The sequence below is a fragment of the Pseudoalteromonas luteoviolacea DSM 6061 genome (genome assembly GCF_001625655.1).
Lineage (GTDB): Bacteria > Pseudomonadota > Gammaproteobacteria > Enterobacterales > Alteromonadaceae > Pseudoalteromonas > Pseudoalteromonas luteoviolacea.
Genome location: NZ_AUYB01000078.1, coordinates 1 through 26,835, shown reverse-complemented (window position 1 = coordinate 26,835; position 26,835 = coordinate 1). Strand labels below are relative to the sequence as shown.

The following is a 26,835-nucleotide window of genomic DNA, read 5'->3' as shown; positions in this document are numbered from 1 at the left end:
GGCAACGTGGAAAGTTTAAATCAATTGATTGACCAACAGTCGCTGAGCTTTGAACAAACAACTGAACTATTTAGCCAAGTTATGCAAGGGCACCTTTCTGAGGTAGAGCTTACGGCAGCACTGATCGCTCTGAAAATTAAAGGCGAAACTGCCGCTGAGATTGCTGGCGCAGCAAAAGCTATGCGTGATCACGCCGTTGCTTTTGACAACAAAGGCCTAGACTGTGCAGACAGTTGTGGTACGGGTGGTGATGGAACAAACACCATTAATGTCAGCACAACAGCGGCCATAGTTGCTGCTGCTTGCGGTATCCCAATGGTAAAACACGGCAACCGCAGTGTTTCCAGTAAATCTGGCTCGGCTGATTTGCTTCGTACTTTAGGTATCAATCTTGAAATGACACCTGAGCAAGGTGCAAACTGCCTTGAAAAAACAAACTTCGCTTTTTTATTCGCTCCGCTGTATCACAGTGGTGTAAAGCACGCGATGCCAGTGCGCACCAAACTAAAAACTCGCACTTTATTTAACATTTTGGGCCCGCTGGCAAACCCTGCGAAACCTGATATTCAGTTGCTTGGCGTTTATGATCCTGCGCTTTGTCGCCCTATGGCTGAAACATTACAAATGTTAGGTACTAAGCGAGCGATGGTAGTTCATGGTGCTGGCTGCGATGAAATAGCGCTTCACGGAACTACGCAAGTTACCGAGTTGAAGGATGGTGTAATTACAGAGTACACGTTAACGCCAGCCGATTTCGGTTTAGACAACTACTCGCTAGAAGACATTGCAGGAGACACGCCAGAGTACAACGCCCAAGCAACACGAGACATTTTAAGCGGTAAAGGTAAAGCAGCTCACAACGCTGCAATTGCGGCAAATGTGAGTGCTTTGCTCGTTATGTCTGGTAAAGCTGCCGACCTAAAATCAGCAACTCAGCAAGTGCTTGATGTTCTGGCATCTGGTCGCTGTGAAGAAACATTAGCAGCCATCGTGGAGGTAAGTCATGGCTAACGTGTTAGAAAAAATTGTCGCAGATAAGCGCATTGAGCTTGAAGAGCGCAAACAAACACTGCCACTGAGCGAATTTAAAGATCACGTAGTTCCAACTGAGCGCGATTTTTATGGCGAGATGTCAAAGCCGGGTACACAGTTTATTCTGGAATGTAAAAAAGCCTCCCCTTCAAAAGGCTTGATCAGAGAAACATTCGATCTTGATGAAATTACGAGCGTCTACGCACAATACGCAACTTGCATCAGCGTATTGACTGATGAAAAATACTTCCAAGGAAGTTATGAATACTTGAGTTATGTTCGCTCAAAGGTAAATCAGCCTCTTATTTGTAAAGACTTTTTTGTTGATGAATACCAAGTGTATTTAGCTCGGTTAAAAGGGGGTGACGCAATTTTATTGATGCTCTCTGTATTAGATGACGAGACGTACAATAAACTCGCTGATTTAGCACATTCATTAAACATGGCAGTACTCACTGAGGTGAGCAATGAAGAAGAAGTGCATCGTGCTTTGCAGCTTGATGCCAAATTGATTGGTATCAATAACCGTAACCTCAGAGATTTAAGTACAGACCTTGCAACCACTGAACATTTACGTACTTTGATCCCTGCAAACAAGACTGTTATTTCAGAGTCTGGGATTTATACGCACAATGACGTTAAACGCTTAACGCCACATTGCAATGGTTTTTTAGTCGGCAGCTCTTTAATGGCCGAAGAAGACTTAGAAGGCGCATGCCGAAAGCTCATCCTAGGTGAAAATAAGGTATGTGGATTAACGCGTGTAGATGATGCTTTATCAGCCTATGAAGCGGGTGCAGTTTATGGTGGGTTAATTTTCTACCCTAAGTCGCCAAGATACGTTGACTTTGATTGTGCTCGTGCAGTGGTCGATAGCGCACCACTAAAATACGTCGGGGTCTTTGTCGATGCTCCTGCTGAGCAAATCGTTGAATATGCACAAAGTCTGCGCTTGAGTGTTGTTCAGTTACATGGCCACGAAACACAAGAATTTATCACCAACCTTCGCAAACAATTACCAGTTAATTGTCAGATATGGAAAGCACAGGGCATTGTCGATGAGTTCCCTGCTCCTTTTGATGAAGTAGACAAACACCTTTACGACACCAAAACGGCAAATGCCTTTGGTGGTACAGGTAAAGTATTTAATTGGCAACTACTTAAAAGTGCGAAAAAGCCATTTATGCTCGCAGGTGGGCTAAATGCAGACAATGTCAGCGACGCATCATACTTAGGTGCTGCTGGATTTGACCTTAACTCAGGGGTAGAAACGAGCCCCGGCAAAAAGTGTCCAGAAAAACTACGCGATGCTTTCAACAATATTCGAAAATACTGAGGTGGATATGACTAATACAGGATATTTTGGTGACTTTGGCGGCATGTACGTCCCTGAGTTACTGGTACCAGCGCTTAAACAACTTGAGCAAGAGTTCAACAAAGCACAGCAAGATGAGAGCTTTAAAGAAGAGTTTTATGCACTGCTAAATGAGTATGCAGGCCGCCCAACGCCTTTAACGCTTTCACGTAATTTGATCAAAAACCCAAAGGTAAAACTATACCTAAAGCGTGAAGATTTACTTCACGGTGGTGCGCACAAAACAAATCAGGTGTTAGGTCAAGCCCTGCTGACAAAGCGCATGGGTAAAAAAGAGGTCATCGCGGAAACAGGTGCAGGACAGCACGGTGTTGCAACTGCTTTAGCTTGTGCGTTACTAGGCCTTAAATGTCGCGTTTACATGGGTGCAAAAGATGTTGAGCGTCAACAGCCTAACGTATTCAGAATGCGCTTAATGGGTGCAGAAGTTATCCCTGTAACTGCAGGTTCAGGCACGCTAAAAGATGCTGTGAACGAAGCAATGCGTGATTGGTCTGCAAACTACAAAACCGCACACTACCTGCTTGGTACAGCGGCTGGTCCTCACCCATTCCCAACCTTGGTCAGAGATTTCCAACGCATGATTGGTGAAGAAGCTAAACAGCAAGTTCTTGACGCTGAAGGTCGTTTACCAGATGTTGTTATGGCGTGTGTAGGCGGTGGCTCAAATGCGATTGGCATCTTCGCTGATTTCATCGATGAAAAAGATGTCAAACTTGTCGGTATTGAGCCTGCAGGTAAAGGCCTAGATACTGAAGAACATGGTGCTGCGCTTTGTAAAGGTAGCCAAGGTATTCTTCATGGTGCGTACACCTACATCATGCAAGACAATGATGGTCAAATCGAAGAGTCGTACTCGGTCTCTGCGGGTCTTGATTACCCCGCTGTGGGCCCACAGCATGCCTACTTACATCAAACTGGCCGTGCACAATACGTTGGTATAACTGACACAGAAGCATTGGATGCATTCCAAGCACTGGCAAAAAATGAAGGTATTATCCCTGCACTTGAATCAAGTCATGCTCTTGCTTACGCACTGAAATATGCCGAGCAACAAACCGAAGAAACTATTATTGTCGTTAACTTAAGTGGCCGTGGTGACAAAGATCTTGCCCATGTACACAACGTATTGAATGAGCGAGGTGAACTATGAGCCGATATAGCAACCTATTTACACGCCTAAACGATGCCAGACAGGGCGCATTTGTTCCGTTTGTAACTTTAGGTGATCCAACCAAAGAAATCAGTCTAGACATCGTAAAAAGTCTCATCGATGGTGGTGCTGACGCGCTAGAGCTGGGTATTCCATTCTCAGATCCAATCGCTGATGGACCAGTTATTCAAGCCGCTAATATTCGTGCGCTAGAAAGTAAAATTAACACGCCAGACTGCTTTGAAATTATTCGTCAGATACGTGAATATAATGCAGATATTCCGATTGGCTTATTACTATATTCAAACCTTATCTTTGCGCAGGGTATTGAAAACTTTTATCAGCAAGCGAAAGACGCGGGCGTTGACTCAATTCTTGTCGCTGACGTGCCACTACACGAGTCTAAAATGTTTAGGCAGGCTGCACAGCAAGCTGAAATTGAACCTATCTTCATCGCCACACCAAATGCAAGCGATGATACTTTGCGCCAATGTGCTAGTTATGGCCGTGGTTACACGTACCTACTTTCTCGCTCAGGGGTAACGGGTACTGAGACCAAAGCTGAAATGCCTGCAGATACTATGATCAATAAATTGGTCGAGTACAATGCCGCACCCGCATTGTTGGGCTTTGGTATTTCGGCACCAGAGCACGTAAAAGCCGCTATCGATTCAGGCGCAGCGGGCGCAATCTCTGGCTCTGCGGTAGTAAAAATAATCGAGGAAAACTTAGCTGAGCCAGCACTTATGTGCGAGCGACTGCGTGAATTCGTTGCAACCATGAAGGCTGCAACACAGAAGTAATGTAAATTACTTGGCTAAAGCGTCTTTGAGCGCTTTAGCCGCTTTAAACAATACTTTATTTTGACCTTCAATCATGATTTCTTCTCCCGTTCTTGGGTTGCGACCAACCTTTGCAGGGTGATAGCTCAACGAGAGTGTTCCAAACCCAGCTAGTGCTACGGGGTCCCCTTCAGATAGACGTTTAGTCATCGCATTCAAAATACTATCCAATGCTGCTTTAGAGTCCTTTTTTGTCAGCTCACTGTGCACAGCCATTGCTGAAACTAATTCGCTCTTATTCATAGAGTTCTCAATTTATTTAGAAATTGTGCGGAGGCTAGAAGCTTAGCTATAAAAAGTCAATCTTGAACTTGTGACAATATCTTGATACAACGCAAATAAGGCTTAATCATCGAGGAAGTGAATGACTTTTATACTAGAGTATTTTCCCCTGATACTGTTTTTTGCAGTTTATAAGTTTATGGATATTTTTTGGGCCACGGGGGTCTTAATTGTGGCATCGGTCATTCAAATGATCTACCAGTACTTCACCGATGGGAAAATATCTCAAAGGCATTGGGTGTTTTTCGCAATAGCGCTGTTACTTGGCGGAATGACCATTTTGTTTCAGGATGAGCAATTCATCATGTGGAAAGCGACAATCATCTACGCCATACTCGGTGCAAGTCTGCTTGTATCACATTATGTATTCAAAAAGAATCTAGCCAAAAAAGCACTGTTAAGCGTTTTGAATAGTGCGATGCTACAGGAGCAAAAAACAAATAAAGAAGAAGCTCAGTCAGATAACCCAGCTGCGAAATTAGAGATCCCCGAAGCTCTTTTTGATAGGCTGAATCTTGCTTGGTCTGCACTGTTTTTCTTTATTGCGTTGCTCAACTTATATGTCGCTTATAACTTTTCTTTGAATTTCTGGGTTAATTTTAAGGTTTTCGGGCTGATGGCCATTACCTTTGTCGCTATCCTAATAACCATCATGAAAGTCTCTAAATACCTCCCAGAAGACGATTAATACTTCCATCAGAAGTCCACCCTCACACTCAAGATTTATGCGTAATCTTTTTCCAGATTACGCATAAATCTTGAGACACTTGCTATATTGTATTAATTACGGCATCAATTGGGGTCTCTTCATTGAACGCACAACAGTTTCGTTGGTTTGAGCTATTCTCTGTCTTTTTTTTACTTCCGTTTATCGCCTATTTTTTTCGCCAAGAGCTGGCCAATTGGCTGTTCCCAGCTCTTATCATAATCATGGCAGTGTGCACCTATTTACTGCTCTCTGATCCACACTTTAAACGTTTCAGGTTGACCAGTTTGGGACAATTCTCCGCCATCAAAAAACGCCTGTTCTCAATCTTTTTTATCGGAGCTCTCTTTTCGGGTATGTTGTATGGCTTGATCAGTCAAGAAACTTGGTTCGATTTACCGATTAACTCCACCACTGACTGGTTAGTTTTACTAGTAGCCTATCCAGTTTTGTCGGTGTTACCTCAAGAGCTTATATTTAGAAGTTATTTCTTTCACCGCTATAAACGAATACTGCCTAGTAAAACCATTCGGATACTGCTCAGCGCCAGTGTTTTTGCTTTAGCTCATTGTGTATACGACAACTGGATGGCCATAGTTATGTCATTCTTTGGTGGGCTGTTATTTTCTTATACTTACGCACACAGTCGCTCTTTAGCTGTTTGTGTGCTTGAACACAGTTTATGGGGGTTGTGGTTATTTACAATAGGAGCAGGAAAGTACCTAGATGCGGGAGTAACCTTCACTTAATGTGCGAAGCAATGCTTCGCACATTTTCGGTCAATTAAAAGCCAAATAAGCTTACGGCAAAGTACTTAGTTGCCACTGTATTAACGAAAATCAACAGCAGCACCACTGGAATAAAAGTCGATAGTGAAAAGTTCACATACTTTTCCATGAAGCTGCCTTTATAGCTTTCGTTACCATGGGCCAGTTCTTCAGATAAGTTAGCCTTGCGCCAACGGTAAGTCACGAATAAACACAGCAACAAACCATTAAACGGTAAGATAGTGTCGTAGAACACATCAGAAACAATATCAAAGAGACTCTTGTCTACACCGCCGTACTGAGTAAATTTAGTCAAGCCTTCAACCATGCCAAACGACATAGTACACAACACAGTTAAAATACCTGTTGCAACCGCCAATACAGTCAACGACTTTTTACGGCTGTAACCTTTAGCTTCCATGAGACTCGCTGTAGGTACTTCAACAATAGACACCAAAGACGTAATCGCAGCAAAGAAAACAAGCAAAAAGAATATCCCAGCAACAACCGATGCGCCCACATAGCCGATATCTGCTTGCAGTGTCAGAAGTAATTGCGGTAGATAAACAAAGATCATCGAAACTGAAGAGTCTGATAGCTCCTCAGGGTTAACATTCGGGTTAAAGCTGAATATGGCAGGCAGCACCATTAGACCAGCAATAAATGCCACTAATGAATCCGTCACAGCAACCATTTTAGAACTCCCTACGATATCTTCTTTCTTTGAAATATAAGAAGCGTAGGTAATCAAGATACCCATACCCAAGGACAATGAGAAAAATGCTTGTGAAAGTGCACCGTTTAAAACACTCGCATCCATTTTCGAAAAGTCGGGAACAATATAGTACCGCATACCAGCCATGGCGTTATCTAATGTCAACACATAAGCAACTAGACCTATCAGTAGTACAAATAGTGCCGGCATCATCAATTTCGCAGCCTTTTCAATGCCTTTCTTAACTCCACCAACTAAGATTAAGTTAACTAGTATTGCAACCCCTGCCATGTACCCAAATACAGTATACTCGTTAATAAAAGTGCCAAAGTTGTTTGGATTTGCGAGCTGGTCGAGATTACCAACAAGGGTCTGAACAAGATAGCCGAAAATCCAAACCGTGATCACCATATAAAATACAGCAATCATGAATGGAGTTAACACGGCGAGCGCACCCGCAAATGACCACTTTTTATCACCCCCAGTTAGAGAATGATATGCGCCATATGGGTCTTTTTGCGCCTTACGACCGAGTGCCATTTCAGCGATCATGACAGGCAAACAAATAAACGCAACAAATAGTGCATAGATAATCAAAAACGCGCCACCACCATTTTTGGCAGCAGATACAGGAAAACCGACCAAGTTTCCGATCCCCACAGCGGATCCAGCCGCTGCTAAAATGAAACCCAGTCGAGAGCTAAATTGCTCGCGGTTTGCACTCATTAAAACAACCTTATTATTATTTTTCACGATAGTCGAAGGACTGTAACAGCCAAGGCCTGCGGATTTCAAGTCCCAAACAAGATTCTCTTAAGATAACGCCTATTCATTTACATTTGGGGACAATCCGGTCTATGATACGAAACACAAAATTAATTACGCCTTATTTCTTACTATTATGCTTTACATGATTTACTCAACGGATGTGGAAAATTCACTAGAGAAACGTTTAAATGCACGCCCTGCTCACTTGGCACGTTTAAACGCACTTAAGGACGAAGGTAGACTGTTTGTTGCAGGGCCTTTGCCAGCAATTGATGATGAGAACCCTGGTGAAGCTGGCTTTACTGGTTCTTTGGTAATTGCCGAGTTTAACTCTTTAGAAGATGCACAAGCTTGGGCTAATGAAGACCCTTATATTGAAGCTGGTGTATACGCCCAAAGCGTAGTCAAACCATATAAGAAAGTTTTACCTTAACGTAAAGTTCAGCAGTGGTTAAGACTGAAAAACTTAACCTCCTGTTCAAGATGTTAAGCAACCCTACTGTGGAGCTTAGAATGCAGTTGCCAAACTGTCTTGCTGTTGTTGTATTAGCCTGTACTCTGGCGTTTAGCCCCGTACAAGCTAAAAATGCACAAGACACCATTAGCAAAAAAGAAGCCGTACAATTAGCAACGACTAAACAACCAGGAAAAACCTTAAAGATTTCTCTTGAGGGTGACTACTATGTGGTACGAATTCTTCAGAGCGACGGCAGAATCATTGATGTTAAAGTTCACAAAATAACGGGTGAAGTGAAGAAGGATTGACAATGCGAATTTTAGTAATAGAAGATGACGTTCAGTTAGCTGAAAACTTACGTAACGTTTTAGAGAAAGAGAAGTATAGCGTAGATCTTTGTCATGATGGCGAAAACGGCCTTTTTCACTTAACAGAATACCCGCTCGATTTAGCAGTTGTCGATTTAGGTCTGCCAAAAATTGATGGTATTGAGTTAATAAGACGTGCAAGAGCCCAAGATATTAAGATCCCTATCTTAATTCTAACCGCACGTGATCGCTGGCAAGAAAAAGTGGAAGGGCTTGATGCTGGTGCAGACGACTACCTGACCAAACCATTTCATGTTGAAGAGCTCATTGCACGCTGTAATGCGCTAATCAGACGTAGTGCAGGTCAGGCTAACCCAGAGATTTCGATTGGTCCAATCACTCTGCATACACGGTCTCAGCAAGTCTTTGTCGATGACAGAGAGCTGTCTCTAACAGCATACGAATACAAAGTGCTAGAATACTTAATGGTTAACCCACATAAAGTTATTTCAAAATCAGAACTCACTGAACACATTTACGATCAGGACTTTGATTTAGACTCAAATGTCATTGAAGTATTTGTTCTGCGCCTAAGGAAAAAACTTGACCCGGATGGTACCTTAAATCCAGTAGAAACTCTGCGAGGTAGAGGTTACAGGTTTAAAACCCAGTGGTAAGTAGCTCACAGATATCACTAAAAATAAGGCAAGGTTTTATCCTTGTCTTTGTTTTAATAGTTGCCCTACCAGCGCTGTTTTTTTCAATTGGACGCGCTTATCACGCAACACTTATTGATGCCACTGAGAAAACGCTAGAAGCACATTTGTATTCTCTTATTTCAGAAGTTGAGTTTGTTTCTGATGGCATTTCAATGCCAAGAACCATTCTTGCACCAGAGTTAAACAGATTAAATTCAGATACTTATGCACTTGTCTATCAACAAAACACCTTAGTTTGGTATTCCGAATCAGCTGTGAGCCTTACGGTAACACCTGATGTTTCTCAAACTCAAGCAGGTGCCTCCGAATTTAAAAAAGTAGAATATAGTGGTGAAGAGTTTTGGCAGCTAAGCCTTACTGTTATCTTGGGCAATGCCGAACAATCTCAACAAGCTAAATTTATTTTGCTCAAAAAGAATTCAGCGCTCGTTGCGCTTATGTCTGAATTCAGAAATACACTGGTCAATTGGATGTTGATTATGGGTGTAGTAATCGCAGCACTGATGGCTTTTGGATTTGTATGGAATGCTCGACCCCTGCAACGACTCGACAAAGAAATCAAAGAAGTAGAAGCAGGCGAACGAGATAAAATATCTGGCTTATATCCGGTTGAATTGAATACGATAAAGGCCGATTTGAACCTTTTACTTGACTCTCAACGTCGCCAAAAAGAACGCTATAGGGCTTCTTTGAGCGACTTAGCCCACGCGTTAAAGACGCCCCTTGCAGTTTTAAAATCCAGTTCATTAGCAAACGACGCTGAAGCGCAAGAGCAACTTGATCGCATAAATGCGATGATCGAGCATCAATTGAAACGCGCAGCGACAGGTGCGTCAGATACATGGAAAAAACAAACTGCAGTTAAGCCGGTGTTAAATTCAATTCTTAACGCCATGGGCAAGGTCTATCATGATAAAGCAATCCAGTTTTCGGCATTTTGCGCTGAAGATGCTGCATTTCTTGGTGATAAAACCGATTTAATGGAAATATTAGGGAATATCATCGATAATGCATGTAAGGCATGTGCGCATAAGATTGATATCCAAGTAAAAACGACTCCCAATAGAGGCACTGTATTTGTCATTGGCGATGATGGACCAGGTATACCAGAAAACAAGCGTAATGAGCTCCTACAACGTGGAACGCGACTCGATACATACGAAGCTGGACACGGTGTGGGAATGGCCATTGTATCCGATTTGGTAGCTTCATATCATGGCAACATTATCATCGACTACAGTGAGCTTGGCGGCGCCCAATTTACAATAGAATTTGGCTATGAGCAGAATAACTAATCTTTTAACCTTGACCCTAGCAGCAATCAGCTTAGATGCCAGTGCTCGCACGAGTACACTGGCTGATTGCACACATCTAGATTCAGACCATCCTCAAAAAGCAAAACGCTACCTGATGTGTTTAGATAGCAATATTGAGCTCTTAGAGCGAGATAGGCAAGCTTGGATAAACAAACTCATTATGGATACAGAGGAGTTAGAAAAAGACACTGGTAACACTCAGCTCATGCCAATTATTAAACGCAGTTTACTTAGTCAAAGTCGATATATGGAAGACTCGTGCAAATGGCGATATTTAAAAGAGCTTCCCAACTCAACCAGTGCGGCCAAGGTATATAAGCGCTGTAAAATTTCATTTTTACAGCACCATACCACAGAACTAAAAGCTAACTTTTAGACTCATCATAACTGCCAAGCATGGTCGCCAACCAGCGGCCATCTTCACTGTTTTCTAAGCCAATCTTCACCACCATAGTTAACGGTACCGACAACAACATCCCCACAGTTCCCAACAACCATCCCCAAAAAATCAAAGATAGAAATACAACCAGCGTAGATAATCCAAGACCTTTACCCATATATTTAGGCTCTACAATATTGCCCATCACAGTATTAATTGACAAGTAGCCCACAGCTACAAGCCCACTCACCACAGGACCATGAGTAACCAGCGCGAGTAAAACAGGTGGAACAGCCGCGATGATCGACCCAATATTCGGAATATAATTAAGTAAAAATGCCAACACGCCCCACAATACAAAATAGTCGACGTCTAATATCCACAAGATTAGGCCCGCCAATGCACCTGTTGCCAAGGAAACTAGAGTTTTAATGGCTAAATAGCTATTGATTGAATTTAAAAAGCGGTCTATTTGCTGCATTTTCATCTGTGGATCATCAAGGGCAATGTGTACTTTTTTACTGAGCATTGGCGCTTCGAATAGCATAAACACAACAGTTAATAAAATAAGGAAGATATTTGCCATCACACCGCCAAATCCAGCAAGCATATTAGTAGCAACATCAATCATTTTTCCTGGGTCAAATAGCGAAATTAGCTGCTGCTTATCAATTAATATATTGTAATTTGCGGCAGTATTAACTAGCCATAAGAATTTATCTTGTAGTGCTTCTCGATAACTGGGCAACTGCTGAGAAAAGTCATTGAGCGATTGCCCAACTAATCCCGCCAAGCTAGTACCTAGTAAAGCCACAAATGCGATGATAATAATGATCGCAGCCCCTTTTGGAATACGATAGCTGGCAAAAAACTTGAGTAGCGGGTTACAAATAATGGCAATAAATGCAGCCAAAATGAACGGCACTAATATATCGTTTGCAAGTTTTATCCCTGCTAATACAATGAATAAGGAAGCTAATACAACTAAGCTTTTATTTATTCCTGTTAATGATGACACTTTTGATCCTTATGCGAGGTCGCAACGTTGAAGGAATGATCACACATAATTTTTATATGTATCTGCTACTATTGTAATTGAATTTGTTTTCAAAACACTAGGGTAAAACTCAAAACATATGTAAACCAATCACTAATTGGGCGTGGAATGAATATACTGATAACTGGAGCTACAGGATTAATTGGACAAGAACTTTGCAAGTTTTTAGTCAACAGAAATACTTTAACCATACTAACCAGAAGTGAAGTTAAAGCTCGGCAGGTACTGCCTCAAAACGCTCGCTTTGTGTCTCAACTCACTGATATTGACTTCAACGAACTGGATATCGTCATTAACCTCGCAGGTGAGCCTATTGCAGACAAACGCTGGAGTGACAAACAAAAAGAAGCAATTACCTCAAGCCGTGTCGGCTTAACTGAGCAAATTGCGCAGCAAATCAATGCCGCTAGTACACCTCCTCACACCTTTATATCAGGTAGTGCTATTGGTTTTTATGGTAGACAAGCTGCCGATGTTACTGTTGATGAAAATTTTGACAAGCCCTTCAATGAATTCAGCCACCAGCTGTGTAAAGATTGGGAAAATGCGGCTTTAAGCGCTAAAAGCGAACAAACTCGAGTTTGCTTGTTGCGCACCGGAGTCGTGTTGTCACGCCATGGTGGCGCACTTAAGAAAATGCTTCCTGCTTTTTCTTGGGGTATGGGTGGTCCAATGGGCTCTGGTGATCAAATCATGTCTTGGATCCATATCGACGATATGATTCAACTAATTCTGTTTTTGATCAAACATACTGAGTTGGAGGGTGCATTTAATGCTACAGCGCCTAACCCTGTTTCAAATAAAGAGTTTTCGGATTGTCTAGCGAATGTGCTCAACCGCCCTGCATTCTTATGGCTGCCAGAGAGCTTCTTGAAGTGGGCTTTTGGTGAAATGTCAGACATTCTCATATACGGACAAAAAGTTATCCCTCAAAAGGCGTTAAATGCAAATTATCGTTTTAGATACACTTCATTGGAAGAAGCTCTCAAACAAATCATGCACTAAACCTATTACCACCCCTTGCGAGGTGCAATCATCTATGCGCCTCTTTTACTTCCTCTATATGAACTACACTTTTGGTTGAGCCGCGCTTCATTCATATACCGTGAAGGTGACTTCCAGCTCTGTGTAGGCGCTTAATCAATGACTAAAAGGACTCATTATAATGTCATCAATTACTCCAATCTCTTTGCCCGTTCCATGTATTTGGTCTGAACATAAAAAAGCTTGTGACACACATATCAACAAACTAACAGCCTTGTTTGAGCAAAATCCTCAATATAAGTATTTATACTTAGGCGCTCTTTCAGAGTTATGTATTGAAACAAATATCAAGCGTAGAAAAGAAGTCGCTTCTTATTGGCTACCATACCTATACCAGCAGTCTGGCTATACTCTCACTCATTTTTTCAAAAAATGGCTCACCTACACGCCTACCCCAAGCAACCCTGGAGAATACATTGAATACTGGGATTACTTAGTAAATACAGAAACAGGCCTACAACTTGCCAATCAACCGCCTTTCAAGAACTGGTTTAAGAAATTTTTGGATTGTCATGGGAAATGGATAAATAGCACTGACTCGATCACAACGTTGCCGGAGTGGGTTAAATATACCGGTACGAAAGAGCACCCCTTCGATATCAATAACTATGAATTACCAGATCCAAAAAGTCCTACAGGCGGATTTAAATCATTTAATCAGTTTTTTTTAAGAAACCTGAAGCCAAACCAACGACCTGAAGCTGAAGCACCTGTTATCGCTCCTTGCGATGGCGGGATTTTCTTCCTCACTCAGGAGAGCCAAAATGTAGGTAAGCACCAAAGCTACCTTTTACCTAATAAATCAGGCGATGAGTTTAACCTAATTGAGGCTATACCTGGCTATGGCAGGCTATTTGTAGGTGGTCCTTTACTGGATGCATTGCTCTGGTTCACAGATTATCACCATTTTCACGCCCCAGTAACTGGTACGGTCATAGAGCAAGGGCTTTACCCCGGTTCATACAACTATGATTTTGATGATTTTGATCCCAATGACCCTTATGGTCCGCTTGCACCTTCCAATAGTGATAAAGCAGGCTGGTACCAAAAACTTGCTAAACATCAACGTTATGTGTGGGTTATTAAAACTGAAAGATTGGGATTGGTTGCGATGGTTGCAATAGGCTTTTGGGGTGTTGGAAGCATAACTAATGCTATCAGTACAGGTGAAAAAATACAGTCCGGTCAATATATGGGGCACTTTGGATATGGGGGATCATCTATTGTGCTCGCTTTCGAACCAGGTAAAAACTTAGATTTTAAAGTTGCTGATAAAAAGATTAAAGGACCCGATAAGCCTAGACTTATGAAAGTTCGAGAAAGCTTAGCTGCCGTGAAATCAGGTATAAATCACTGATTTATATATTAGTAATGTGCTGGGTTATCAATCAAGAAACAACTAAAACTAAATAGGTACACCTGCCCAACGTCGTAAAAGGCGCGTTGTAGCGCCTTTTATACCAATCAAAGTTATCACTTTACAAAATAAAGTAACTCATTTTGATGATGACGAGAGCTTTCATCACTTCCATAGGGCCAAACGTCAAAACGTGTTTTGGAGTTTGGTGCTTGTAAAACAGATGCGCCTTGGTATGTATAAGATTCTACACGGGTCGAGTCTTTATCACCGAGAATAACACCTGCAAAGTCCCACGACACATTGCAATTGGTGTCTTCGTGATGCCAGATTAGACCGTAATCACCCAATGTGGATAGTGCCGCTAAGTTATCTTCTGTGTAAATATTTCTGCAATTGGCATTGTTCATTTTAGCCTGATACACCTGCGTGATTCGGCCATGTTCATCTTTGAACATCATACCACCACTGACAGTTTGCCTGAGAGCTTGCCACCTTTGTGCTTTCATCACCGAAAATTCAGCAGGTGATATCACTTCCCCTTCTTGAATATTAACGATGTTATCTTTGTGGTTGGCAAATAACGTCCAGCCACCACCTTGGTAATCCATATCACACCAGACTTTGAATGCATCAACACCAATGTTTTCACCATCTGGGTCAATAAGATAAAACCCGGTTGCAGCCACTGGGATCTGAGTTTTGATATCAAGGCAATTACGCCCTGATGGGGATAAAGTGCTTTCAACTTCATCGAGACGCGCAACCACTTGTATATAGTCATTGCGAACGTTTTGATATTGACTCTCAAGGGCTGACACTCTTTGCAGTAAAGATTTAATTTGCTGTTGCTGCGCGTCAGACTGAGCTATTACACTTTGAAGTTGCGTATCTAAATATCGTTTTGTCACTAAGTGAGCAGGCTGTAGTGGGTCATCAGCAATGGCATTACCTATCACATGTAATGCCTCAGTTGGCGAAGTCATGCCAATCCCTACATTTTTTAATGTCGTTACATTTGTACTTGTTTCCTGCCAATCGGTATCGGAAATGACTGAAGGCTGCGGATCCGTAATTGTCTGCGCACAGGCTTGTTTCATTACGGATAGATTCGCTGCTAACGCTGCAGAAGTAATACCGAATACTAACGTCTTTTTCATAAATTTTCTCTATTAATCAAATACAAACAGATGTTGATATTATATATTTCAGAGATAAATATCTTAATAAGACACATTTCGTAATATAGTCAGCCCAATCGTTTTACTAAATCATTAATAGGCAATTGGCCAATGCGGATACACAAAGCATGATGCAGCAACGAGCGCCCATACAATCATTGTGAGCCAATACATTCCTGGCTGACTCTGTCTTTCATATGGGTGCCACAAATGTGCAACACCTCTCACTAAGTCAAATAGTAACCAAAGCACTAAAGCAAAACCTAACCAGTAACCCCAAGGTAATCCCAAAAACATACACACCTCTATATCAATTCATAAGTTTCTAATTAAATTATTGGATCGCGTTCGCCCAAACTGCCATCAACTTAAAGTCAAAGTCGCTCAACTCACAATAAATTGTCACAATGACAATTTAAAGATTACTCGTTTTCAGTATTAGTTGTCAACATGACAATTAACCGTGTAATTGATATAGTGTTCAAAACAGTAAGAAGGTGATTATTATGGCAAGACCTAGCATGGCGGCTCAGCGTAAAGAAGAGATCTTAGATGCGTTAGAAACCTGTATTTTAAAATATGGTATTCAAGCAACATCGCTAGAAAACATCGCTGAAACCGCTGGCGTAAAACGTACCATATTGCGTCATTACATTGGTAATAGAGACGATATTATCTGTGCACTAAGTACCAGACTCAAGGAAAAATACTCTCAACAGTGGCAACAGTTGCTACCTTGGCTTCCCAGTAAAAACCAAGTGGAATCATTGATAGACGCCCTATTTACTATTGGTTCAAAAGAACAAATCAATAACACAATTGTTGGTGAAGCTATTTTCTCTGAAGCAAAAAGGCTGCCCCCCATAAAAGCTGACCAAGAACAAATAATGGCGGAATTTATAGATATTGTCAGTGGCATTTTAAAAGCACAGTACCCACAAGCCTGTGAAGAAAAAATCGAGTTAATTGCTCATGGAGTCTATGCAAACTACCTCCTATCCGAATCTTTTTTACCCCTAACCCTAGTTGATCAAGTTCACAAACTTAAAGCCAGTACCAAGCTTTTATGCACGACACTTGAATAAGTCAAGAACTGTAAATTTTCATATTGACAATTTAAAGTATAAAATTTAAGCTAGAATTAAATCATTGCCATATTTAGGACAAGATATGAATCTAGCAAGCTCAATTTTAGTGTCTGGTGTCATAGTACTCTCAGTTTGGGGGGTCGCTCTATTGCAACCAACTCAAGCTGTCGCTTTGACCAAACAGAAAAGCCCAACTCTCAACAACGAACAAACTCAAGCAGCGATTGAGGGGACTTCCGCGACTTCAAAAAGGCACAATTTAACTACCAAGCACCTGAATAAAATAATAATTCAAGGAAATACAGCCAACATCGCAACATCTGATGTTACAAGGCTTTGGCAAGATTTTAGTGATAATGAGCGTTTGAATGGCAATTTGAAAAAAGCCCCAAACGCGGTTTATGTTTACTATCGCAACTTTTCAGCAAACTTTGACAGTGCCACGGTTACTATTGGTTATCCGGTTGGTAATTTAACCAAGCCCAGTGCCACAACAACCATTGCATCGGCTGATTATCATCCCTTATTGAGCCGAAAAAAATATACCCAAAAGCAGCTTGAGGAAGCTTGGCAAGCTATCGATTACCGGAGGAATATTCAACATGTTGTTGAAGTACATTACTTATCTGAAAACGGTGACACAACAGCTACTGAAATGCTAATTCGCTATGGAGAGCAATAACATGGACTTTCTTACAGCGACGCTATCTGTTGATGATATTTGGTGGATGGAGACTTTTATTGACGACTGGTTTTTTGTCATAGCTCTTTCACTATTTGTAATAGAAATTATCCGCTATGCCTTTAAGCGTCAGGTTACGAAAAACTTGTTGGGAGATAGCATAACTAACTTTGTTACATTAGGTTTATTCATATTGCTCGTAGGCTTAGTAGCCATTGCATATGTAGGCATCTTCTTTTTTGTCTTTGACAATTACAAAATTGTTGAATTACCCACAACCTTGTGGACCATTCTATGTTGTATCGTCTTAGCCGATCTTGCCTACTATTGGGAGCATAGGTTTTTGCATAAGAATGGATTTGCATGGGCATCTCATACCGTCCATCACAGCTCTCCACATTTTAATATCTCCGTGGCGTATCGACATGGTCCACTTGACTGGTTGTTTCCATTGTTTTTTTACTTGCCACTTGCCGCACTCGGGTTTCATCCATTCATTATTTTATTGGCGGAGGTGATCGTGCAGGTTTACCAAACTTTGCTACACACTGAGACCGTTAAAAAACTGCCTCGCCCTATTGAAGCTATCTTTAACACGCCTTCACATCACAGAGTTCACCATGCACGGAATACACGATACCTAGACAAAAACTATGCAGGAATTTTTATAATCTGGGATAGGCTATTTGGCACATTTGCAAGAGAGGATGAAAAAGTTAAATATGGCGTCTATCCACAAATAAACAGCATCAATCCAATTAAGGTGTTCTTTAGTGGATATATAAAACTTGCACAACAGATATACAAGGCACCAACCTGGTCTCATAAGTTAAAGTTATTGCACAAGCCCCCTATTTGGGCTTGGCAACAGAGCCAAGCCAACTATCACAAAACAAACCAATAATGACACTGAATAATTTGCTAAATCAAACTGAGTAATTGCAGCTACTTTTGCATTTACTCAGTTCATACTGGGCGTTACGAGCCTTTAACCAAGAGCGTACTTAGCGCTTTTCTAATGGACCTAGATGAGGGTCTATTCGTTCGACCCAGCCTTCCCATAAAGACTACTCGCTCATGGTTTTTAACCACTTTTTTGAGCAAGTAATAACTCTTGAAAGCATGATATGCTGCATTTCTATTTTCTGTGAAGGAGATATCACTCTCTAAATATCTCGCAAATATTAGCGGAGTCATGCTTGGTTGAAGTCCCAACTGCAACTGGTCTGTCTTCAGCCAAAAACGTTGGATGGCTCTGCCTGCAGCAACATAATCACTGGTATTTTCAACTTTTCCCTCGCTATAAATAGTAAAGTGACAACTCGCTCTAACACCTGGGATAAAGTCCAATTGGACCCTTGGAGCAACAGTACCAAACAAATACCGATTAAAAAATGCCACTCGCCTCCAGCTTTTAAACAACCACTGGGTTAATCTAGCTGTTGGCCTGTCTAATCCAAGGGCTTGCTCTGGTATTTTCGTTTCACTGAATTGCTTCCCCCAGTCAATAATCTCCCTATGAACTAAGTAGGCTTCCTTCATCGTCAATCTTGTTTTTGCGTTATGCGCGTTTAACCAAGCAAAGCGAGCTTTTTCTTTTCGACTTTGGTACCACTGTACTTTAAAGCCAGCAGGCAAACTCGCTATTAAACTCGATTTTTCTGCGTCCGATAGCGGCCGTGTACCCATTGCTTTCCTTTGCACTGTACGAGTTTTAATGTGTGGCAGGAGAGGGTCTGGTTTCACAGCATCATCATGTTTCAACGCCACTTTATAAATACGGCTAAACTCACTACCCTGAATATCAATAACTTCTACTCTACAGCTAAATTTACTCGCTGCAATTTCTATTGTTTCCAACAAAATACCATGGGCTATGTGACTAGAGTGCCCATCCAAGTCGTATACACTAGAAGCACGTGTATCGCGCGCATGAACATTGAACGTACTCTCATCAAGTAACTCAAACTGCCATGGCTGACAATTATCTCCACTGGGGGCCCATCTGGCCAAGTCGATGACTTTACAAGCAAGTGTCAGATCTGAGCTCTGTTCAATATCCTCTTCAGAGTTCAGCTTTTGCGAATGCAGATGTAATTTTCTTTTAGCAAGTTTAAATGCGAGTTTTTGAATCGGGTTTTTATTGCCAAAAGGCCGCCATACTCTATTAAGTTTATTGCTAAAAGCGTCAAAATGCAGGCTATATGGAGCACATAACACAGGCCCACGGTTGAGTAAAATTTTTACAACTTGTGCGACTACCACCCCTGCTGCTAGTTGACACCCTGCAACATTGGATGGACCTTTTTGGTTCGCCAGATCGACACGACTCGCATCAACCAAAGCATGCTTCTGCAAATTAGAGGGAGTTAAACCCAAATAAAATTTGAGATATTGTTCATTCTCTGAGTTTTCCTTAAAATCAAAATATTCCTCAAACGACATTTTCCCTGGCAAGAAGTTAATATAAGCAGTGCCTAATCCAATAGGAGCGGCTGTAGTTGCGGGGATTTTTAACGTCTCACAACGTGAAAACACCAGCCTGCGTATATCTAGAACAAAAAAGTCCAGCGCATCTACATAGATGTCACAGCCATCAAGAAATGTATCAACATTGTCTTTTGTAACACCTTGAGGAAACGCTTTAATATCAATGTCTGGGTTAATGTCTTTCGCCATATTAATCATGGTTTCTAGTTTCTTTTTACCGTAACTGGACGTTGCTGCTCCAACCTGCCTATTGGTATTTTCACAACCAAATTCATCAAAATCAGCTAGATTGAACTGAGTGATCCCAAGCCTAACCAATGCAAGTAAATGGCCGCCTCCTACTCCCCCCATACCAGCTATTGCAATACGTTTATTTTTTAACGTTTGCTGCTCTGTTTGTGTGACCCAACCAATGTTTCTTGAAAAAGCGAGGTCATACTCAAAATCATGTGACATTGTTTTTTATCCTTATCCTAATTCTAATGCAGGTTTACTTCGCTTGATTCAGCGTAAAAAGGCCATTGAGTTGTGAGCTCACACTCGCTTTAATTGTGTCGTACAACTCAATCAATTTCGGGTTGGATTTAAGCAAGTATGGAGACTGCTCAACAGGTAAGAAATAAACTGCACGGCTGCCCTTATGCTCAATATCTTGGCTTATTTTTGTTAATCCGAGCCCTAACATGCCGACTCTACGTGCTAACTTTGGAGAAACCAGTATAAGCACTCCCTCCATCCCCAATAGTTTTGCGAGCGCTAAGTTGCTCAAATACATACCTGTGGACATAAATGGACGCACTCGTTGATTTATTTGTAATGCCCCACTTTCTTTCTTTCTAATTTGGGGCAAAATCGCAAAGCGAGAGGCTTCGCCGATACTCGCTTGAGCAAAAAGGTTGCGATGTTGTTCACTCAAGTTCTCAGACAAAAAATTCGCACACGGCAGTATTTCATTTTTGCCAGCAGGACTTGTTATCAACCGATTACACCCAATGTATTTGCCACTTTCGTTGTGCTTTAGCAAAAGGTGTTGTGCATTGGCATCGTGCTTGTCTTTTTCTTGCTTTAACGGGCTTTCTGGCTCCCAATTAAGTTCACAGCAATACACTTGGTGACGAATACGATAGACTTCCTCCTTCTCAGCTTGAGTAATTGCTAATTTGATTGTAAACGCGCGCACAAACTCCTCAGATATTGAATTTACCTGCATAAAACTCCCTGATTTTTATCTTTTATTGTGGTTTGGAGTTTATCTGGACGGCAAAAACCATAATCTGTGAAAACAATGCATTATGCGGCGATTATTATTGTCTAAAATAATGCAAAACCTATTGCCAAGACTTGTTACTTATCCATATAAGCTGAGGCAGCCTCTTTGAGTTTATCTACGATGAGCTTTTGATTTCGATTGTCTACGAAAGCAATTTGGTTGGATGTAAATACGTTATGTTTTGTATCCATTGCAAACAAACGTACTCTACCTGTACTCCCCCAAAACGTATTAATCAGTGCCTGATCTTCGCTTGGAAAAGTATTTAATTCACTCGAACGATAATGCAATATATTGGTTGAAGAGGGCGCTAGCTCTGCTTGCTCTGTGTAATTTTGCAATTGCAAGCGAATATCAACATAGTTGTTTTCGCTGATCTGTACACGCATTAATGCCAAAGGTCGTAAAGAAGTGCTAACTCGGCCAGTGTTTGAAGCCACGACTTCAACTTCAAAATAGGTGTATAACTCTAATTGTTGAGACTTTAGTTTGTTTAATTGGGTTTCGATATTACGAATATCGTCACGTAACCTTTCATGTCGAACGGTGGATTCATGAATAACATCGCTGATATCTTCTTTTACATCATTAAGCAAAAACTTAAGTGCCGCTATGTTAATCTCTGGATTTTCTTGGTTATCAAATGCCATTTGCGAGTAGTTTCGCGTTATGGCGAGCACTTGCTCTTCGAAATAAAGAGCTTCAGAGTCGTCAATATGATTGCTAAGGTCCCAACCTTTTAATTCGCTCACTCTGAATTCAACCAGTGGAAATTGATGGTTCTGTGGGTCCAAATAGGCTTCGATCCGTTCAATACTTTTTAAGAGACTCGCTTTTGTCAAAGCCATATTTTTTAAATCTTGCTTTGCCTTTTCATAGGCTTCAAACAAAGTATTCAAAGTAAACTCTGGGTAGTCAATCTTGTCCCCTCTCACGCCCTGACGGTTAAATTCATACAGCGAATCACTGGGAATGTATGGTTCAAGCAAGGCCAGTTCATCGGTATCAAGTGGGACTGTAAAATGGGAAGACTCGTTGCGATTTATTGATGCGAGTTCTATCACGACCTCAGACGTTTCCACAAAGTATATCTGCCAAATTGGGATAGCTGCAGCTGATACCACCCCCACTAAAGTCAATGCGATACTCCGAATATGTTTCTTTATCTTCTCATTCCATACCAAAAGCCTGCCAGCTTGATGAGTAGATGATTCATTACTCATATTGCCCCCCTTGTTCGACCCTACATATGATAATAATCAGACATGTGCCGCTTCACTCGGTGACTACTCCTGATTTTACTGCTAAAAAGGCCAATATCACGCCGAAGAAGTACTTTATTGCCATATTTCCAAAAGTCCGAAACGTAGCAAGGAGTTATCCATTTGAAAGTAAATCAGTTCAATTTCCAGTGCAGAATTTAAAGGGGTGTTTATACTTAAAGGTATAAGAATTAGAGAGCATGTTGATTGTCCTACCGTCATTTGAAACCAATAATAAAAGCCTCCTTACACAGCAAGTATTTACTCTCGCTGAGAGAGGCATTCATTTCATTGATCCCCTACTTTGTCAGTAGTGCATTAGCTATATTTATCCTAAACAGTGCGCTTGCATTTAATATAATCACAACAGAACATTATTTATACGAAAGCGTTTTTAACGCGGCTTCGCTCATTTTGGCATTGTTTCCAGTTATTGTTGCCATTTCAATTGGCTTCTTTTTGTGCAAGAACTATGGCCAAAGTGGCATTGTAGGTGCGATGTTAGCACTGCTTTGCTTTTCACTTCACGGTCAGTACATTGTGTTAGATCACGGCGCGTTTTCACTCAACCCGACAGGCGCTGCGCCATACGCAATTATCATCCCTAGCATTAGTAGTTTGCTGCTAATACTAATGATAAAAACCCTACCAAACTTTACTGTTTACTTTCATCAGGTTAGTCGATTTTTGAGTGAGAAGCTGCTGATTATTATACCCTTTTTTATAGTCTTTCTTAGCTTTTATACTTTTATGCCTTTACTGAACGTTATAGGTAACCATATCGCTGACGTGATCACTCCTGACCCCGGTAGCCAATCCATAGCAGAGCTCACTTTTCAAAGAATGGTGGTTATACATGGCCTATGGTTTGTTGGTATTCATGGCGACAATACATTTAATATGCTGTTCAATGCAGATTATTTATCTCAGCCCATCTTAGCTGATTTGCCCGCAAAAACTTTTTATGACACATTTGTCTTGATGGGAGGAACTGGCTGCTTTGCAGGATTACTTGTCGCCGCTTTCTTCTTAAAAAAAGGTTGTCACGAACGCAATATTGTCAAGTTGTCGTTGCCTTTTACCCTATTCAACTTTTGTGAGATCGTGCTTTTTGCACTGCCTGTTTTTTTAAATCCGATCATGCTTATCCCATTTATCTTTACGCCAATCTTTAACTTTATAATTTCTTATTTCGCCATCAGTGCTCAATGGGTCTCTGTCTCCGATGTCAATACAAGTTGGATGCTACCAACATTAATCAGTGGCTATGAAGTCTCTGGTGACTTTTCGGGCGTACTCCTACAAATAGTATTAATCGCGGTAAATGCGCTCATTTATTTTCCTTTTTTAAAAAAGCAAAGCGAACAATTTCATTTTATTGATGCAATAAACAAGCTAAGTGATTCGCTGAATATTGCCGAGCAGTTAAGGCAATCGAGCGAACAGGACTATCTATCTCATCGCAGATATATTGAAGATTCAAACAAAGAGTTGCAGCACATACTCACTGAAATAAGCAATGGTAAATTAAGACTTTTTTACCAACCTCAGATTTGCCAGAAGACTCAGAGCATTAGTGGATTCGAAGCCTTATTAAGGCTGCAAAAGACCGATGGTACCATTACTGGGCCCTACTTCTTAGATACGCTAATCAAGCATGATAGGACAGATATCATCGACACTTGGGTAATTGAGCAAGCACAGCGAGATTTACTTTACTTTGCCAAAAGAAGTTACAAGCCGATCATTAGCATCAATGTAAATCCAAAGGTACTCAGTGACAATGTGCTAATAGCTTACGTTTATGAAAGCTTTAAACAATTCCCCAACCAATTAAAAATTGAGGTAGTTGAATCTGGCTACCTCAGTGATAAAAAGACGGTTGTTTCAAATATAAAAATGCTTAAGCAACATAATATTAAAACCGTAATAGATGATTTTGGCACGGGCTATTCAAGCCTATCAATGCTCGCAGACCTGCCAATCGACATCGTTAAACTCGACAAGTCGATGCTAGATAAAGCAAAAACAGCAAACGGCGAAGGCTTTTACACCCATGTGGTCGAACTTTTACATAAAATGAATAAACGATTGGTAGCTGAGGGTGTAGAAACACAGTCCCAGCTTGAGTTTATAAGACGCCTACATGTTGAAACGGTGCAAGGTTGGTACTATCAAAAAGCAATGCCAAAAGATGAAGTGTTAGCCTACGTTAAGGCTTTTAGGCCGTAATAGCAGATTAAATGGCCGAAAAGTTCAAACCCCCATAAGGGCCTCTCTCCGATTATGCATATTTAGCTAACGTGACTTCCATTTATGCTTGTGGTACTAAACAGTCATAAGCAACTAAACACACACTGTCGTTTTTACCCTAGCAAGTTTACTAATGTCGCTTTAAATATTGGCTAATTTGGATCACAACGGTTTTTTACAACACATTTGTGGTATACATTTTTAAAACAGACTAATAATAAAACAAAAAATCAATAACTTAAGGGAAAGTATGATTTCATCAATTCTATTGGGAGGGTTTACTCAAAGTCTGGTAATAGTTGGCTTCCTCATCAAAAAAACAAGTCAACACACTCATTTTAAACTACTGATGGTGATCCATATCGTATTCGCTACCGATTTATTTTTATTACTTGCGCAGCAAGAAAACTGGATATCCAATAGGATAAACGCCTGTTGGGGGGCTATTTATGCCATATTGTTTTTTGCTTTTATTCGTACTTGCTTAGGCAGCAAACCTTCTAAAAAGCATATTTTTGCTTACTTTATCCCATGGGTGTTACTTAACATTTCTGTTGCTGACTTTTTAATTTTCCCGGACAGCACAACTCTTGCAACAAGGCACGTTTTATCTGGGTATTTCTTGTTAATTATCTATTTATTTTTTGCTGGATGGGCTTGCATAACCGTTTACCATTATCAAAAAAACCGAGAACAATATCTCGCAGATCTGAGCAAAGACAATGTATGGCTGCTATGGGGTATCTGTGCTAGCTTGCTACTGGCTATCAGCACAATTCCTTTCCAATATATATTTAAAACAAACTTACCACTGCCCCAACTATTGATGAGCTTCTTTATGTTCATCATCGCCTATGCTTTGTTACTTAACCCACAATTACTCACGTTTAATAGCTCTTTAAAAGAAAGAAACAGCACGGAACTTCAAGATGACGAAGTAAGCAAATTGCTGCTAAATCAACTTAATTGCTTATTAGATGAGCAACTTGTGTTTACCGATCCGAACCTAAATCTTAATTCCCTCGCGGAATTACTTAATACTAAGCCCTATATTTTGTCTCAAGTTATTAATCAGCACCTTGGCGAAAAGTTTTATGATTTGATAAATCGCCGACGGGTAGAATATACCTGTCGTCTGTTCAAAGCGCACCCGAGAAAACCGATTCTGGATATTGCACTGCGAGCAGGGTTCAATTCAAAATCTACTTTTAATGCTGCATTCAAACGGTATCTCAACCTTACACCTACTCAGTATAAGACGACACAAATAAGTCCAGACTAGCCAATTCGGACGTCCAATTTACTCATTAGGACGACTAAATTCAGCAATAAGGCAATCTAACACTCTCATTAAGGAGTGTTTTATGATCTTACTAAAAAACAAACTTGCGCCTTCGCTGTTACTTATACAACTTGTAAGTGCCTGCGGAAATAATAACCAGATAACAGAACCAAACATTCACTATGACACCGTTAAAAAAGTCGACACAAACTTTTCGCATCACTATCCGGCACCGACAGGAGACTTTAGGGTGGGCGTTAAGGAGTTAGATATACAGAGTTATCATGAAGATATCGTCAGCCCAAATTTTGGAGAACTGCGAAATCTTCATATTAAAATTTTTTATCCTTCACATACACAAAGTACAAAGTACCAAGCTTATTTTAATAAGTGGGGAGACCAACAGTCTTATCTCGAAAGCATGCGCCCAGCTAATGCGCCGATTCATCCTGAACAGCACCTCTTATCAGATATGCTCTCTTGGTCTGTTGCCAACGCCCCTGTGGCTCTCAATGAAAATGTTGGCTGGCCGATACTATATTACTCCCATGGATTGGGACTTTTCGAAATCGACAATACAGAGCTTTTAGAGTCACTAGCCAGCCATGGATTCGTGGTTGTGGCAATTAACCATACCTACCTATCAGGGGTGACAACTTTCGATAGTGGTAAAACTGCTCATTTATACCTTCCAGAGGGAAAGCAGGACGTGACCATGCCCGCAGGTAGAGTCTATTTTGACAATACAGTAGCCTTGCAAATTGGACAGGATGTCACGACCGTACACGAGTGGCTTTTATGGAACCAATGGTCTCTTGAGGATCAAGTTAATCTGCACAACGTGGGCACCCTCGGTTTTAGCCTTGGCGGTAGTGCTGCAATGAATGGTTGCCAACAGTTAGATAACTGCAAAGCCGCCGCGAACATGGATGGCATTGTGCTGGGTCATGTCGCAAAATCTCCCCTGAACAAGCCGCTTCTACTATTAAGTGCAGATCAGCCCTTTGCACAATTAGATAAAGTATTTGAGGCCTGAACTGCTTTAATTAA

The 26,835-nt window shown here is 41.1% G+C and carries 27 protein-coding genes; 19 read left to right on the top strand and 8 right to left on the bottom strand.

Annotation, left to right across the window (positions count from 1 at the left end; all coding sequences use genetic code 11):
• Positions 1-6 precede the first annotated feature (6 nt).
• The 4 genes from trpD to trpA are packed head-to-tail and all read left to right on the top strand — an operon-like array spanning position 7 to position 4,363.
• Positions 7-1,011 carry an anthranilate phosphoribosyltransferase gene (gene trpD / locus N475_RS03220; RefSeq protein ID WP_063358395.1) on the top strand — a complete coding sequence of 335 codons (1,005 nt, stop codon included), beginning with the start codon at positions 7-9 and terminating at the stop codon, positions 1,009-1,011.
• Complete coding sequence (gene trpCF / locus N475_RS03215; protein WP_063358394.1) at positions 1,004-2,368, top strand: bifunctional indole-3-glycerol-phosphate synthase TrpC/phosphoribosylanthranilate isomerase TrpF; 1,365 nt, start codon at positions 1,004-1,006, stop codon at positions 2,366-2,368. The genes trpD and trpCF overlap by 8 nt, the downstream gene beginning before the upstream one ends.
• A 7-nt stretch (positions 2,369-2,375) precedes the next feature.
• Positions 2,376-3,560 (top strand): tryptophan synthase subunit beta, encoded by a 1,185-nt coding sequence (trpB, locus tag N475_RS03210; RefSeq protein WP_063364697.1) that lies wholly within the window; start codon positions 2,376-2,378, stop codon positions 3,558-3,560.
• On the top strand, positions 3,557-4,363 hold the full coding sequence (trpA, locus tag N475_RS03205) for a tryptophan synthase subunit alpha (RefSeq protein ID WP_063358393.1): 807 nt from the start codon (positions 3,557-3,559) through the stop codon (positions 4,361-4,363). Before trpB ends, trpA begins: the two co-directional genes overlap by 4 nt.
• Positions 4,364-4,369: 6 nt before the next feature.
• On the opposite strand, the gene N475_RS03200 is transcribed toward trpA, so the two are convergent.
• Positions 4,370-4,645 carry an HU family DNA-binding protein gene (locus N475_RS03200; RefSeq protein WP_063358392.1) on the bottom strand — a complete coding sequence of 92 codons (276 nt, stop codon included), beginning with the start codon at positions 4,643-4,645 and terminating at the stop codon, positions 4,370-4,372.
• Positions 4,646-4,766: 121 nt separating this feature from the next.
• Between N475_RS03200 and N475_RS03195 the strand changes: the two genes are divergently transcribed.
• Positions 4,767-5,372, top strand: a complete 606-nt coding sequence (locus N475_RS03195) for an inner membrane-spanning protein YciB (RefSeq protein ID WP_063358391.1) — start codon at positions 4,767-4,769, stop codon at positions 5,370-5,372.
• 122 nt (positions 5,373-5,494) lie between these two features.
• The gene (locus N475_RS03190) at positions 5,495-6,139 is read left to right on the top strand and encodes a CPBP family intramembrane glutamic endopeptidase (RefSeq protein WP_063358390.1); all 645 of its coding nucleotides are present in this window, start codon (positions 5,495-5,497) and stop codon (positions 6,137-6,139) included.
• A 34-nt stretch (positions 6,140-6,173) separates the two neighbouring features.
• On the opposite strand, the gene N475_RS03185 is transcribed toward N475_RS03190, so the two are convergent.
• Complete coding sequence (locus N475_RS03185) at positions 6,174-7,598, bottom strand: sodium-dependent transporter (RefSeq protein WP_063364685.1); 1,425 nt, start codon at positions 7,596-7,598, stop codon at positions 6,174-6,176.
• A gap of 175 nt (positions 7,599-7,773) precedes the next feature.
• Between N475_RS03185 and N475_RS03180 the strand changes: the two genes are divergently transcribed.
• The 5 genes from N475_RS03180 to N475_RS03160 all read left to right on the top strand — a co-directional run bounded on the left by N475_RS03180 (position 7,774) and on the right by N475_RS03160 (position 10,816).
• Positions 7,774-8,073 (top strand): YciI family protein, encoded by a 300-nt coding sequence (locus tag N475_RS03180; protein ID WP_063358388.1) that lies wholly within the window; start codon positions 7,774-7,776, stop codon positions 8,071-8,073.
• 80 nt (positions 8,074-8,153) lie between these two features.
• Positions 8,154-8,405 (top strand): PepSY domain-containing protein, encoded by a 252-nt coding sequence (locus N475_RS03175; protein WP_063358387.1) that lies wholly within the window; start codon positions 8,154-8,156, stop codon positions 8,403-8,405.
• Between the two features lie 2 nt (positions 8,406-8,407).
• Positions 8,408-9,082 (top strand): response regulator transcription factor, encoded by a 675-nt coding sequence (locus N475_RS03170; protein ID WP_063358386.1) that lies wholly within the window; start codon positions 8,408-8,410, stop codon positions 9,080-9,082.
• Positions 9,076-10,419 carry an ATP-binding protein gene (locus tag N475_RS03165; protein WP_063358385.1) on the top strand — a complete coding sequence of 448 codons (1,344 nt, stop codon included), beginning with the start codon at positions 9,076-9,078 and terminating at the stop codon, positions 10,417-10,419. The genes N475_RS03170 and N475_RS03165 overlap by 7 nt, the downstream gene beginning before the upstream one ends.
• On the top strand, positions 10,403-10,816 hold the full coding sequence (locus tag N475_RS03160) for a hypothetical protein (protein WP_063358384.1): 414 nt from the start codon (positions 10,403-10,405) through the stop codon (positions 10,814-10,816). The genes N475_RS03165 and N475_RS03160 overlap by 17 nt, the downstream gene beginning before the upstream one ends.
• Here the strand turns inward: N475_RS03160 and N475_RS03155 are convergent.
• Complete coding sequence (locus N475_RS03155; protein ID WP_063358383.1) at positions 10,806-11,837, bottom strand: AI-2E family transporter; 1,032 nt, start codon at positions 11,835-11,837, stop codon at positions 10,806-10,808. The genes N475_RS03160 and N475_RS03155 overlap by 11 nt on opposite strands.
• A gap of 147 nt (positions 11,838-11,984) precedes the next feature.
• Between N475_RS03155 and N475_RS03150 the strand changes: the two genes are divergently transcribed.
• On the top strand, positions 11,985-12,881 hold the full coding sequence (locus N475_RS03150; protein ID WP_063358382.1) for a TIGR01777 family oxidoreductase: 897 nt from the start codon (positions 11,985-11,987) through the stop codon (positions 12,879-12,881).
• A 160-nt stretch (positions 12,882-13,041) separates the two neighbouring features.
• A complete protein-coding gene (locus tag N475_RS03145) occupies positions 13,042-14,277 on the top strand; it encodes a phosphatidylserine decarboxylase (protein ID WP_063358381.1) in 1,236 nt (411 codons plus the stop codon).
• Between the two features lie 116 nt (positions 14,278-14,393).
• On the opposite strand, the gene N475_RS03140 is transcribed toward N475_RS03145, so the two are convergent.
• Together N475_RS03140 and N475_RS03135 are read right to left on the bottom strand one after the other, a co-directional pair.
• Positions 14,394-15,437 (bottom strand): fibrinogen-like YCDxxxxGGGW domain-containing protein, encoded by a 1,044-nt coding sequence (locus N475_RS03140; RefSeq protein ID WP_063358380.1) that lies wholly within the window; start codon positions 15,435-15,437, stop codon positions 14,394-14,396.
• Positions 15,438-15,551: 114 nt separating this feature from the next.
• Positions 15,552-15,755, bottom strand: coding sequence for a hypothetical protein (locus tag N475_RS03135; RefSeq protein ID WP_063358379.1), 204 nt, complete (start codon positions 15,753-15,755; stop codon positions 15,552-15,554).
• A gap of 209 nt (positions 15,756-15,964) precedes the next feature.
• On the opposite strand from N475_RS03135, the gene N475_RS03130 reads away from it, so the two are divergent.
• The 3 genes from N475_RS03130 to N475_RS03120 all read left to right on the top strand — a co-directional run bounded on the left by N475_RS03130 (position 15,965) and on the right by N475_RS03120 (position 18,132).
• Positions 15,965-16,543, top strand: coding sequence for a TetR/AcrR family transcriptional regulator (locus N475_RS03130; RefSeq protein WP_063358378.1), 579 nt, complete (start codon positions 15,965-15,967; stop codon positions 16,541-16,543).
• A gap of 85 nt (positions 16,544-16,628) precedes the next feature.
• Positions 16,629-17,228, top strand: a complete 600-nt coding sequence (locus tag N475_RS03125) for a hypothetical protein (RefSeq protein WP_063358377.1) — start codon at positions 16,629-16,631, stop codon at positions 17,226-17,228.
• A 1-nt stretch (position 17,229) separates the two neighbouring features.
• A complete protein-coding gene (locus N475_RS03120; RefSeq protein ID WP_063358376.1) occupies positions 17,230-18,132 on the top strand; it encodes a sterol desaturase family protein in 903 nt (300 codons plus the stop codon).
• Between the two features lie 74 nt (positions 18,133-18,206).
• Here N475_RS03120 and N475_RS03115 read toward each other — a convergent pair whose 3' ends face one another.
• From N475_RS03115 to N475_RS03105, 3 genes are all read right to left on the bottom strand, one after another.
• A complete protein-coding gene (locus tag N475_RS03115; protein ID WP_063364684.1) occupies positions 18,207-20,174 on the bottom strand; it encodes a ThiF family adenylyltransferase in 1,968 nt (655 codons plus the stop codon).
• Positions 20,175-20,208: 34 nt separating this feature from the next.
• The gene (locus N475_RS03110) at positions 20,209-20,928 is read right to left on the bottom strand and encodes a PEP-CTERM/exosortase system-associated acyltransferase (RefSeq protein ID WP_063364683.1); all 720 of its coding nucleotides are present in this window, start codon (positions 20,926-20,928) and stop codon (positions 20,209-20,211) included.
• 134 nt (positions 20,929-21,062) lie between these two features.
• The gene (locus N475_RS03105) at positions 21,063-22,211 is read right to left on the bottom strand and encodes a hypothetical protein (protein ID WP_063364682.1); all 1,149 of its coding nucleotides are present in this window, start codon (positions 22,209-22,211) and stop codon (positions 21,063-21,065) included.
• A gap of 246 nt (positions 22,212-22,457) precedes the next feature.
• Here N475_RS03105 and N475_RS03100 point away from each other — a divergent pair, with 246 nt between their 5' ends.
• The 3 genes from N475_RS03100 (at position 22,458) to N475_RS03090 (ending at position 26,821) form a co-directional block, all read left to right on the top strand.
• Positions 22,458-24,482, top strand: coding sequence for an EAL domain-containing protein (locus N475_RS03100; RefSeq protein ID WP_063364681.1), 2,025 nt, complete (start codon positions 22,458-22,460; stop codon positions 24,480-24,482).
• A gap of 271 nt (positions 24,483-24,753) precedes the next feature.
• Positions 24,754-25,785 carry an AraC family transcriptional regulator gene (locus N475_RS03095; RefSeq protein WP_063364680.1) on the top strand — a complete coding sequence of 344 codons (1,032 nt, stop codon included), beginning with the start codon at positions 24,754-24,756 and terminating at the stop codon, positions 25,783-25,785.
• Positions 25,786-25,867: 82 nt separating this feature from the next.
• Positions 25,868-26,821 carry an alpha/beta hydrolase gene (locus tag N475_RS03090; protein WP_063364679.1) on the top strand — a complete coding sequence of 318 codons (954 nt, stop codon included), beginning with the start codon at positions 25,868-25,870 and terminating at the stop codon, positions 26,819-26,821.
• Positions 26,822-26,835: the final 14 nt, after the last annotated feature.